We start from the raw sequence: 11861 nt of genomic DNA on the forward strand, positions 1-11861 counted from the left end.
CGTTGCTGCTTCAAGGGTTCCGTGGACAAATCAATGGACCATGGAAAGCTTCTACCGTCACCCACTGCTATGAAAAGCAAAGCGGATATACCACAGAAATTACACTTGAAGCACCAGACAAGGGAAACAAAACAGGAGAAAAGGAAACCTCTGAGTGACAGAAAATCAAAGGGTCAACTTGATCCTTTGATCGGTGTTGATGAATATTTAGAGCAATTGGTGCAAGTTGATCCAATTGCTAAAAGGAGCAATGGTGCAAACATTGCACAATTGCAGACTGAAGAAAAAATGGGTCAAGTTGATCCTATTTTTGAAACAAGCAGAGCAACTTCAGATCACAATGAAATTTTATGTGAAGGAAATGGAAGATCAAAAGTGCAACCTGTTCCTTTGATCGGTTGTAATGCTTTCTGAGATCGACGTGCAGTGTTTGCACTTTGGGTGGGAGAGAGCAATGGGGACAACTTGTCCCTATTCCTTAAAGGTGCAATAGGATCAAGTTGATCCAATTGCATGAGTTCAGCAATAGGGTAATGTTTACCCAATTCCTCAAAGCTTCTTTTGTTTTAATAATGCCTCAGAAAACTGAAAAGCTATCACTCACTTTATGTTAAAAGAGAAGAGATACCTTTTTATGCATGCTGCTTCTCAAATAATGCGATTGTAATACGATTCTGGCAAAAGAACTGATCATTAAAAATCATAATTTTTAGGAGAAAAAAAAGAAATTCATTAAAGAGGTTTTAAATGATCTTTGAAAGACCTTTGAAGCCCCTTTGAGAACACCTTAAAATCATGTAAAAAAAATAAACTGCTACAAAACCTAGTGGCAAAATATACAAAACCCACTGGCAAGCTACAATAAATACAAAACTCAATGGAGCGGGCGATGGGATTCGAACCCACGACCCCAACCTTGGCAAGGTTGTGCTCTACCCCTGAGCTACACCCGCTGACCGATTCGATATATATCTTGCTTGTATGGCGTAGGCTGCTACGAATTGCAACAAAAAAATATCACTTTAGTTTGATTTATTCTGTCCATGTTTTAATAAAATGAAATAAAGATTGATTTTATAAGATTCTTCAGTAATAGATTATTCCTTTTTTAATTTTGCATAGAGAGGGGTGGAGTATAATGTTGAAGAGAATAAATATATTAGGGATTATCATTGCAGCTGTTTTTATGATGAATAGTGTTGCAAAAGCGGATGACCAAGTTAAACACATTAAAGTTGCACTCACACAAATAATGATTCATCCTGCTGCGGATGCTGTTCGTAAAGGTGTGGAAGATGTTCTTGCAGAAAATGGTTATAAGCAAGGTGAAAATTTTCAACTTACTTTTTTATCAGCACAGGGCAATATTTCAACAGCAACGCAAATTGCACGTAAATTTGTTGGTGATAAACCTGATGTTATTGTAGCGATTACCACGCCTTCAGCACAAACAATGCTTGCGGCAACAAAAACAATACCTATCGTCTTTGCGGCGATTTCTGATCCTATCGGAGCTAAAATCGTTTCTTCGCTTACCAAACCTGGCGGTAATATGACGGGGAGTTCTGATCGTATAGATGTTGCAGAAAGTATTAAGCTTTTACAAGAAGTAAAACCAGATTTGAAAAAAATTGGTTATCTCTATAATGCTTCTGAAGCAAATTCTGTTTCAACACTTAAGGTGTTAAAAGATGCGGCAAAAAAAGTTGGAATTGAAATCATTCCTTCTTCAGCACCAAAACCTTCAGATGTTCAGGCAGCAACACGGGCTTTAATCGGTAAAGTAGATATCATTTTTATTCCCGCTGATAATACGGTTCTTTCTGTTTTAGAGGGTGCAGTAAAGGTCTCACAGGAAGCAAATGTTCCTGTATTTACTGTTGATGCTAATTCTATTGGGCGCGGTCCCTTTATGACGCAAGGTGTGAATTTCTATGATGTAGGGGCTGATGCTGGGAAGTTGGTTGTGCGTATTCTAAAGGGTGAAAAGCCTGGTGATATTGATGTTGTGCAGGCGGCTAATAATGACATTCGAATTGATATGAAAGCAGCAGAAAAAGCGGGGATTGTTATTCCGCAGGCAGTTATTGATCGTGCGACAAAAGTGATACGATAACTTTCATTGATAGGATATTGATACAATAAAATACGTTAAGTTTTCATGGGGATTGTCGTTACATGAATATATTTGCGTTTTCTGGCGCTGTGGAATTAGGTCTTATTTATGCGTTTGTGGCTATAGGGGTTTATCTCTCTTTTCGTGTTTTGGACTTTCCTGATTTAACAGTTGATGGCTCATTTCTTCTTGGGTCTTGTGTCTGTGGTGTCTTGATTCTTTTAGGTTTTAATGCATGGGCAGCTATGGCATGTGCTTTTTGTGCAGGCATGGTAGCTGGTTTATTAACAGCTATGTTGAATTTGCGTTTTGGTATTTTGAATCTTTTGGCTTCCATTTTAACAATGTCAGCACTCTATACGGTTAATCTTCGTATTATGGGAATTATGGGAGGATCTAATGTTAATTTAGCGCTTGCTGATACGGCGTTAACGCCCTTTTATAATCTGTTTGGTTTGTCTGATATTTTTGTGCGTCCTCTTTTCATTGGTACTGTATTGCTGGTTATGGTGTTTTTGATTTGGCGCTTTTTGGAAAGTGAAATTGGTCTTGCTATGCGTGCAATGGGAGCTAATCCACGCATGGCGACGGCGCAAGGGGTCCATACGTCGGCGTTAATTTATTTTGGTATGGGGCTTTCAAATGCCTGTGTTGCACTTGGTGGTTCTCTTTATATTCAAACTGCGATCGCAACGGATATTACCGGTGGAATTGGAACAATTGTTTTTGGGTTAGCAGCTGTGATTATCGGTGAAACTCTCTTTCGTACGCGCAATATTTTTTGGATTATAATCAGCTGTATTGTGGGATCTGTACTTTATCGTGTGGCGGTACAATCTGCATTTGAAGCAAATGGAATTGGTATTGATACGTCGACAGATCTTCAGTTGATTACTTCACTGTTGGTTATTTTAACCCTTATTGTGCCACGCTATTGGAGGAGGCGTAAACGTGATTGAGTTTTCTCATGTTGGGGTTACATTTAAACCGCAAACACCTTTGGAAAAACAGGCTTTGATTGATATTAACCTTAAAATTGATCAGGGTAGTTTTGTTACGGTTATCGGTTCAAATGGCGCTGGTAAATCAACCTTGCTCAGTGTTTTAGCGGGTGCAACGCTTCCCTCAACAGGGAAAGTGGTTATCAATGGGCAAAATGTTTCTAGGCAATTAGTTAGTGAACGCGCTGGAAAGGTTGCTTGTGTTTTTCAAGATTCTTTAGAGGGAAGTTGTGGCTCTTTAACAATTGAAGAAAATTTGGCTCTTGCTGCTCTTCGAGGAAGTCGTCGTGGTTTGCGTTCGGCTTTAAACCATGAGAAACGGCAATTTTTTCGAGAGAAAATTGCTCAATTAGGCATTGGTCTTGAAGCATATATTCATAATCCTATGGACAGTTTATCAGGTGGGCAACGCCAAGCTGTTTGCCTTGTGATGGCAACATTAGCTCATGCGGATGTTTTATTGCTTGATGAACATACCTCAGCGCTTGATCCTGGAATGGCTGATTTTGTGATGCGGTTGACTGAAAAAATCGTTGAAGAGAAAAAATTAACGACTATCATGGTGACTCATTCTATGCGTCAGGCTCTTGATTATGGCGATCGCACCTTGATGTTGCATGGTGGAAAAGTGATTTTGGATGTCTGTCATGAAGAGCGTAAGGGTTTGGATGTCAATGATTTAATTGGTATGTTTCAGAAAGTTCGCGGGGAAGTTCTTGATGATGATGAACTGTTAATGGATTAATAGTGTGGTTCAGAAAAAAGCACATGAAGTTGATCAGTTTTTAATGGGTTTTTCACGTGCTTTTCCTATTGTTCTCATTTATGGGACAGATCGTGGTCTTATTTGTGAGCGTGCGCAATGTTTTGCAAAACTTACACAGGTAGCAATAGAAGATCCATTTTCGACAATTCGTTTGGATGCTGCTGAAATTGATAAAGATCCCGCACGTTTGGAAAATGAAGCGCGTACGTTATCGCTTTTTGGGGGAGATCGTTTGATATGGATCTCTAATGCTGCTAACCAAAAAGGTTTTCTTTCTGCCTTGAAACTTTTAATTGAGAAGCCACCAGAGGCTTGTTTTATTCTCATTGAGGCTGGGGATTTAAAAAAAGGAACAGGGTTGCGCAATGCTGTTGAAACGGCATCAAAAGCAATGGCTTTGCCCTGTTTTGCAGATGACATGCGTTCTCTTGACGGTTTGATTGATGAGGTTTTAGGGCAGTTTAAGAAGACTCTTTCTTTGGATGCACGTAGATGGTTGCATGAAAGTTTAGGGGCGGATCGCCTTGTATCACGAGGTGAATTAGAAAAGCTTTGTCTTTACGCTGCAAATGTTCATATTACTCTTGAAGATGTAAAAGCTGTTGTAAGCGATGTCAGTGCTCTTTCTCAAGATGAAGTCATTGATGCTCTTTTATTGGGTGATATATCAGGCTTTGAAGCGCATTTTAACCGACATGCAGCAGTGCATGGGGCGCTTTTTTTTATTTTGAATACAGCTCAAAGGCATTTTCAGCAATTACAGCTATTGCGTTATCAGGTAGAGGTTGAAGGAAAATCGCTTTTTACGGTGGTTTCTCAAGCGCGGCCTCCCATTTTTTTTCAACGGAAAAAGATCGTTGAACAAGCTTTAAAATATTGGAAGTTAGAACAAATTTCTTATGCAATGGAAAGAATTCAGGGTGCTGTTTTAGACAGTCGTAAAAATCCACTTTTGGGTGAAGCTATCATTCGTCAAGTTTTGTTAGGGCTTACAATTATTGCACGACGCCAGATGGCAGCTTAACAGTTTAAAAATATGATGATTTTTTATTTTTAGTACGCCACAGAGGTATTTTCAGCAATTAAAACTTTTGTGTTAACAAGTAGGGTTAGTTGTAGTTTTGAGGGTGTGTTTGAAGAGCTTGAAAGTTTTATAGAAACTTTTCTTTAGAAAAATTATTTTTCTTCGAAAGGCAGTTTTTACAGGGTTTTATTATTTTGTTGTGTCGAAAAACACTGTTGGTTCGTGATATAGAGCTCAGGTAAAATTTTACGCATTCGGTGTTTTTGTGTGAGTATGTGGTGAATATTAGGCTAGTTCATAGCGCCTTAATAGGGGTAACACCCCTCATACAAAATAGAGCATCTCAAACAACAGAAGACACTTGTATGGTAAATTCATACGCTTTCTTAGAAATATTTTTCAATGTGAGTCATATCTATATGACGGCGTTTGCGAATGGTGTAGAAGTAAAGTTCCTTGTGAAGAATATAAAATCCATAGAGCAACTCTATCTTTACGCTTAATAAAAGTGCAAGTCGACACTCATTATATACTTTGCTAGCTTCTAATGTTGCTACAGTTTTTAGCATTAGAGAGCATTTTTCATCATTTTTTTCTTACATGTCTTCTTGTGACGTACAGATAAGGGATTTTAATTGATAAGAGGGGTTGTGATGGAAGAATTTTACAGTATTCGAAGTTATGATTCAAATTGAAAAACAATAATTATTTTTATAAATCAATATATTATAGATTAATTGAATCGTTTAAAATAGTGAGCCAGCGGAATCTTTTAGACAAGAAAATGAATTGTTTGTAGATTGGTACGAATTAAGAATCTTCGTGAGATGAGGAGAAAATCAAAATAGATTATGATGAAAACGACAGTACCTGTGGGGAGACTTTTATGTTTGATACAGAGATGATTATCTTAGCAATGAATGTGTCTCATAAATAGAGCAAGCCATTGTTTATTATTAATAACTCATTATTTTTCATATTGAATCAATCAAAACAGTGTCTTTTGCACGTCATACGTGGGGGCGTGTGGATAAAAACTGTACAAGAAAGCGCTAAAAATGCCTTTGATGAATGCTCTAAAATTCCAAGGTTTTTTGCAACATTGGGGGTAGGAAAATATTAAGTGTAAAGAGGGTCGTGCTTAATAGATTTATAGTTATAACATTTAAGAACACTGTCGTGAGATAGGCTGGGGAGCGAGATGTCTTTTTAAAACAAACACATGAATTTGTAATTCAAATCTATTCTGTTTAGGGCATTCTATTTTACGTGAGGATTGTGACTCCATTGAAAGGATGTTCAGTGTTTTTCTCATATTTGTTTGATTTATGGTATCAGAAATCGGGAGGGGAAAATGTTTTTAATGGTATTTTTTTGTATGCGTTGTTTTACGGTGTTTTCCATATTCGCAAAACTTGTGTTGATGTTGTAGGTGGAGGCGTAATACATTCTTATATAGGTCTAATGTACAAATTAATGAACGTATCGGGATAATAGGGAAAGAGTTGGTGTCTGCTTACGCTTTTGATGTGTTTTTTGTGAGTAAATTAGTAAGATAAAGTAAACTGATGAGATTTTATGTAGAGTCGTTGTTATCTTAGTTGAAGTGAATTTAATTTTGTTTCAGTGATGCGCTTTGATCAGTAATTAAGTGGGAGTTTTAGAGCGTGATGTTAGATTTCTCGTCATTTATTTTTTATGTATTTTCTAGGTAAAATGATCTGTTGTCAGCTTGTACAGGTGATGATTGGTAAACTGCGTTATTTTCTATTCCTCGTTGTCGTTTTTTAATGTTTTACGCATAACTCTTGAACAAATAGACAGGAAAATTATGATTTTACAATTGTCTTTATTGCCATTTGCAAAGAATCTTTGAAGGTGAAAGATGCCCCATATTCAGTTTGAAAAAATAGCACTCATTGGAATCGGTCTGATTGGGTCTTCTTTAGCAAGAGTTATTAAAAAGAAAAATCTTGCGGCTCAGATTTCTATTGCAACGCGTCGTCAAGAAACATTGGAAAGAGCGCGTGAATTGGAGCTTGGGGATTTTTATACGACAGATAATGCAAAAGCTGTTGAAGGAGCAGATTTAGTTATTCTTTCTGTTCCTGTTGGCGCTAGTGCAGAAGTAGCAAAAACCATTCGTGATCATTTAAAACCTGGGGCGATTTTGAGTGATGTTGGTTCTACGAAATCGTTGGTTATTGCGGAAATGGCACCTTTATTACCAAAAACGGTTCATTTTATTCCAGGGCATCCAATTGCTGGAACGGAATATTCAGGACCGGATGCTGGTTTTGCTGATTTGTTTATGAATCGTTGGTGTATTTTAACGCCTTTTGCTGAGAGTGATGCTGCTGCTGTCGCACAATTAACAGCGTTTTGGGAAGCTTGTGGTGCGCGTGTCGAAAAGATGGATCCTAAACATCATGATCTTATTTTGGCTATTGTTTCGCATTTGCCGCATTTAATTGCTTATAATACTGTTGGGACAGCGAGTGATTTAGAAAAGGTGACAAATTCAGAAGTCATTGCTTATTCCGCTTCAGGTTTTCGTGATTTTACCCGTTTGGCATCTTCTGATCCTGTTATGTGGCGTGATATTTGTTTGCATAATAAGGATGCTATTTTAGAAATGTTGAGTCGTTTTAGTGAGGGACTTTCTTCTTTAGAGCAGGCAATTCGTTTAGGAGATGGTGAGACATTGTTTAATTTTTTTACACGTACGCGTGCTGTACGCCGCAATATTATTGATGCTGGACAGGAAATTGATGCTCCTGATTTTGGACGTCAGAGTGTTTCTAAAAAAGGGTGAGTAAAAGCAAGGGGTGTGTGTTGAATTTCATTGGTTTTTTCTAGAAATCGATAAGAAGTTTTTTCTCTATTCAGTCATAGATTGCAATAAAAAAGAGTGGCGATTGCTTCGATACAAATAACCATGACTTCAAAAGGTTTTATGTGTGCAAGATTATCGTGCTTAGATCTCTATAGGGTATATGATGTACAGAAGAGGTTACTGATCTGTAGAAGAGACAAAAAAATGAAGTCGTTCTAGAACTTCATAGAGTGGATTATTATTTTGGTTTTGGTATAAAGTCAGGCTTGACCGTATTGATTATTGCCCTTTATACTACAACATTAGAAAATGTTTGTTTGAAGAGTTTTGATGATTTTTATAAGGCTTGAAATAGATTGAGGAAGAGATTTACCAGAAAGTATTGAGATTTGTTAAGAAATATCTTTTGGTACAGCTATCGTATCCTTGTTGATGCAGTAAGCCATTATTGGCGTGATAATGGGAGTGCTTTTGCGAGCCATGTCGCGCTATCTGGGCTTTTAGCGTTTTTCCCTTTTTTTATTTTTGGAACTTCTCTTGCCAGTTTTCTTGGTGCTTTTACATATACACCGCAAAAAATCAAAGCACTTGTGCAGTTATTACCAGATGTCATCGCAGAACCTTTATCTCAGGAAATTATCAATGTTTTAACCATACAGCGGGGAGGAGTGTTGACAGTTTCTGTCATTGGAGCAGCTTATTTTGCCTCTAATGGCATAGAGGCGTTACGTACAGCTTTAAATAGAGCTTATCGTGTTGTTGATCGGCGTAGCTTGTTGTTTTGTCGTTTTCAAAGTTTGTTTTTTGTGATTCTTGGAGCTGTTGGTCTTATTGTGATCAGCGTTTTGTTGATTTTAACACCTCTGCTGATCAAGATTATGCAAAATCATTCTTTTTTCATTACAGAATATATCGGTGTCATTCGTCTATGGCGTTACATAATCGCAGCGGTTGTTCTCTTTGTAAGTCTTTTAATTGTTCATAAATGGCTACCAGCAGAGCGGCGGAAATTTATAGATATTTTACCAGGAATTATACTGACAATGTTCGTATGGTTTATGGCTTCAATTGCTTTTGCTCAATATTTAACAATGTTTGATTATATTTCTACCTATGCAGGGTTAGCATCTATTATGGTTGCTATTATTTTTCTTTATATATTGAGTGCAATTTTTATTTTGGGAGGAGAAGTAAACGCGGCGATAATGTTTTATCGCAAGCATTTACGACATTCAGATGAATGAAAGAACTTAACTATTGCGTGAAAGCCAAGGTATGAATATCCCAATAAAGCCTGCTATCACTTTGTTGATTGATGCGGATGCTTGTCCTGTAAAAGATGAAGTTTATCGTGTGATGAATCGTTATCAGCTTAAGACATTTGTTGTAGCAAATCGTTTTTTGTCTATTCCAGATGAAGCACTCATTGAAAGAGTGGTCGTTTCGGATGAATTCAATGGTGCTGATGATTGGATCGTAGAACATGTGCATGAGGCAAGTATCGTTATTACCAGCGATATTCCTTTAGCAGCACGGGTTGTGCAAGCTGGGGCGTTTTGTCTTTCGCCAACGGGGCGTATTTTTGATGTAAATTCAATGGGTCAGGCTTTGGCGATGCGTAATTTGATGGAAGATTTGCGTGGACAGGGCAGTATAACAGGTGGTCCCCGTCCTTTTTGCCGTAAAGACCGTTCTGCTTTTTTGTCAGCACTGGATCTCGTTATACAACGTTTAAAAAGACGCGGCTATTAAAGTTATAGGGCTTCTTTAATGACTGCTTTCATAAGTGCTTTGGCATCGTCATTGGCCCATGGAGCAGCACCATTGAAGGAAGCAATGAGATATCCCTCTTTATCGATGAGCAATGTAACGGGGAGTCCTAAAGCGAGCCCTTGTTTTCTAACATTGTTGAAAATATCCATTGTTTCATCGCGATAGTAAAGCAAATTATCTGAATGAATATTCTGTAAAAATTGTTGAATTTTTTCAGGAGAAGCAGTTTTATCAATATTAATAGCTATGACATCAAAGTTTTCTCCACTTAATTCACGTTTTAATTGCGCAAGTTCGTGCATTTCTGTGCGGCAAGGTGCACACCAAATAGCCCATAGATTGACCAGCATTGGTTTTCCAGTAAATTCGCTGAGAGTGTGCTCTTTTCCTTGAATATCCTTGAAAGAGAGTTTATTCATATCTGAGGGCGTATCAGCAAATCGTATGTGGCTAAAAAAGCCTTTTGCTGCTTTTCGTATCGCCATCATTTTTTCTGCTCGTGTTTTATCAGTGTTTATTTTTTGTGCTTTTGCTGCTGAAATGAAATTGAAAAGAAAAGACTCTCTTTTGGTATCGTAGTTTATGGTTGCGTATAAACTCAATGCAATGATAAAGAATGCAAGAGAGAATTGCCTTTTTTTATTGTTTTTTTTGCTGATGAAAATTTGAAAAATCATAATTTTATCCTTTGGATGGGTGTTTTCAGAATATGACAGATGAGAAGTTAAAGAACCAAATGTGGGGTGGTCGGTTTGCGGCAGGTCCTTCTGCAATTATGGAAGAAATTAATGCCTCAATTGATTTTGATCAAAAACTTTATCGACAAGATATTGAAGGTTCCCTTTCTCATGCGGCTATGTTAGCGCAAACGAAAATCATTTCACAATCAGATTATGAAAAAATTGCTCATGGTTTGAAACTTATTCGCCAAGAAATTGAAGACGGTAAATTTGTTTTTTCACGAAAGCTTGAAGATATTCATATGAATATTGAAGCGCGGTTGAGTGAATTGATTGGTCCTGTCGCAGGACGTTTGCATACGGCGCGTTCACGCAATGATCAAGTTGCTGTTGATTTCCGCTTGTGGGTACGTGAAGCAACGCAAAAGATAGAACAAGCTCTAAAAGGATTAATAGAGCAATTGCTTATGCGCGCAGAACAACATGTTGATACCTTTATGCCAGGCTTTACGCATTTACAATTGGCTCAACCCGTAACATTTGGTCATTATATGATGGCTTATGTTGAAATGTTTGGTCGCGATTTATCGCGGATGCGCGATGCGGTTGAGCGAATGAATGAATCGCCTTTAGGGGCAGCTGCTTTAGCGGGGACAGGCTTTCCGATTGATCGTTTTATGACAGCAAAAGCGCTAGGCTTTCGAGAACCTACACGCAATTCAATTGATAGTGTTTCGGATCGTGATTTTGCATTGGAATTTTTAAGCGCTGGTGCTCTTTGTGCAACGCATCTTTCGCGATTGGCAGAAGAAATAATTCTTTGGTCAAGTGAACAATTTTGTTTTATTCATTTATCAGATGCCTTTTCAACGGGTTCGTCTATTATGCCACAAAAGAGAAATCCTGATGCGGCCGAACTTGTTCGGGCTAAAGTAGGCCGGTTGAATGGTGCATTAATGGGGCTGTTAACGGTGATGAAAGGATTACCGCTTGCTTATTCAAAGGATATGCAAGAAGATAAAGAATATGTGTTTGATGGGGCTTTGAGTTTGGAATTATCACTAGCAGCAATGACAGGGATGATTGCTGATTTGAAAGTGAATAAAAAAGCCATGAAACAAGCAGCGGATTTAGGGTATGCAACAGCTACAGATTTTGCTGATTGGCTTGTACGCGAATCAGCGATTCCTTTCCGCGAAGCACACCATATCACGGGGTGTGCTGTGGCATTGGCAGAAAAAAAACAGTGTCGCCTTCAGGATTTATCATTAGATGAACTTCAAGCAATTTGTCCTGATATCAATGCGACACTTTTTAATGTTTTGACCGTTGAAAAATCTGTTGAAAGTCGTAAAAGCTTTGGGGGAACAGCGCCTTCAGAGGTTCTTCGGCAAATTGCGTATTGGAAAAAGCGTCTCGTGAGCGTTTGAGTGATTGTATTTTAAAGGTAAAAAAGAGATCGAGATGAGGAAAGAGGACAGATGAAAATTATATTAAAGGGGTTGATGATTGTCCTTTTGGCGGGCTTGGGTATCGTTGGGTGTGGGCGTAAAGGGTCATTAGAGTTACCTCCTTCACCAGGAGTGAATTCTTCACAAGGAACTTTTGTTCCTCAAGGCAAAACAGATAAACCTTTTATTCTTGATAGGTTGATACAATAGGGAT

General features: G+C 38.1%; 11 protein-coding genes, 1 tRNA gene and 1 pseudogene. 11 read left to right on the plus strand and 2 right to left on the minus strand.

Annotated elements, in window-relative coordinates; all coding sequences use genetic code 11:
- A pseudogene (locus PVV60_RS03770) lies at positions 1–158 on the plus strand (late control protein); the annotation flags it as partial.
- 28 nt (positions 159–186) lie between these two features.
- Positions 187–414 carry a hypothetical protein gene (locus tag PVV60_RS03775; protein WP_273723226.1) on the plus strand — a complete coding sequence of 76 codons (228 nt, stop codon included), beginning with the start codon at positions 187–189 and terminating at the stop codon, positions 412–414.
- Positions 415–878: 464 nt separating this feature from the next.
- Here PVV60_RS03775 and PVV60_RS03780 read toward each other — a convergent pair.
- A tRNA-Gly gene (locus tag PVV60_RS03780) sits at positions 879–953 on the minus strand.
- Between the two features lie 185 nt (positions 954–1138).
- Here PVV60_RS03780 and PVV60_RS03785 point away from each other — a divergent pair.
- The 7 genes from PVV60_RS03785 (at position 1139) to PVV60_RS03815 (ending at position 9495) form a co-directional block, all read left to right on the plus strand.
- Positions 1139–2116 (plus strand): ABC transporter substrate-binding protein, encoded by a 978-nt coding sequence (locus tag PVV60_RS03785; RefSeq protein ID WP_273723227.1) that lies wholly within the window; start codon positions 1139–1141, stop codon positions 2114–2116.
- A 62-nt stretch (positions 2117–2178) separates the two neighbouring features.
- Entirely contained in the window at positions 2179–3075 is an 897-nt protein-coding gene (locus PVV60_RS03790) for an ABC transporter permease (protein ID WP_273723229.1), read from the plus strand.
- Positions 3068–3862 carry an ABC transporter ATP-binding protein gene (locus PVV60_RS03795; RefSeq protein ID WP_273723231.1) on the plus strand — a complete coding sequence of 265 codons (795 nt, stop codon included), beginning with the start codon at positions 3068–3070 and terminating at the stop codon, positions 3860–3862. Before PVV60_RS03790 ends, PVV60_RS03795 begins: the two co-directional genes overlap by 8 nt.
- A 4-nt stretch (positions 3863–3866) precedes the next feature.
- Entirely contained in the window at positions 3867–4907 is a 1041-nt protein-coding gene (gene holA / locus PVV60_RS03800; RefSeq protein WP_273723233.1) for a DNA polymerase III subunit delta, read from the plus strand.
- Positions 4908–6792: 1885 nt separating this feature from the next.
- The gene (locus PVV60_RS03805; RefSeq protein WP_273723234.1) at positions 6793–7722 is read left to right on the plus strand and encodes a prephenate/arogenate dehydrogenase family protein; all 930 of its coding nucleotides are present in this window, start codon (positions 6793–6795) and stop codon (positions 7720–7722) included.
- Between the two features lie 410 nt (positions 7723–8132).
- On the plus strand, positions 8133–8987 hold the full coding sequence (locus PVV60_RS03810; protein ID WP_273723236.1) for a YihY/virulence factor BrkB family protein: 855 nt from the start codon (positions 8133–8135) through the stop codon (positions 8985–8987).
- Positions 8988–9018: 31 nt separating this feature from the next.
- The gene (locus PVV60_RS03815) at positions 9019–9495 is read left to right on the plus strand and encodes a YaiI/YqxD family protein (RefSeq protein WP_273723306.1); all 477 of its coding nucleotides are present in this window, start codon (positions 9019–9021) and stop codon (positions 9493–9495) included.
- 2 nt (positions 9496–9497) lie between these two features.
- Here PVV60_RS03815 and PVV60_RS03820 read toward each other — a convergent pair whose 3' ends face one another.
- Positions 9498–10193 carry a TlpA disulfide reductase family protein gene (locus PVV60_RS03820; protein WP_273723237.1) on the minus strand — a complete coding sequence of 232 codons (696 nt, stop codon included), beginning with the start codon at positions 10191–10193 and terminating at the stop codon, positions 9498–9500.
- A gap of 32 nt (positions 10194–10225) precedes the next feature.
- On the opposite strand from PVV60_RS03820, the gene argH reads away from it, so the two are divergent.
- Together argH and PVV60_RS03830 are read left to right on the plus strand one after the other, a co-directional pair.
- Positions 10226–11626 (plus strand): argininosuccinate lyase, encoded by a 1401-nt coding sequence (argH, locus tag PVV60_RS03825; RefSeq protein WP_273723238.1) that lies wholly within the window; start codon positions 10226–10228, stop codon positions 11624–11626.
- Between the two features lie 51 nt (positions 11627–11677).
- Positions 11678–11857 carry an LPS translocon maturation chaperone LptM gene (locus PVV60_RS03830; RefSeq protein WP_273723239.1) on the plus strand — a complete coding sequence of 60 codons (180 nt, stop codon included), beginning with the start codon at positions 11678–11680 and terminating at the stop codon, positions 11855–11857.
- Positions 11858–11861: the final 4 nt, after the last annotated feature.

The sequence above is a fragment of the Bartonella sp. AU18XJBT genome (assembly GCF_028618595.1).
Lineage (GTDB): Bacteria > Pseudomonadota > Alphaproteobacteria > Rhizobiales > Rhizobiaceae > Bartonella.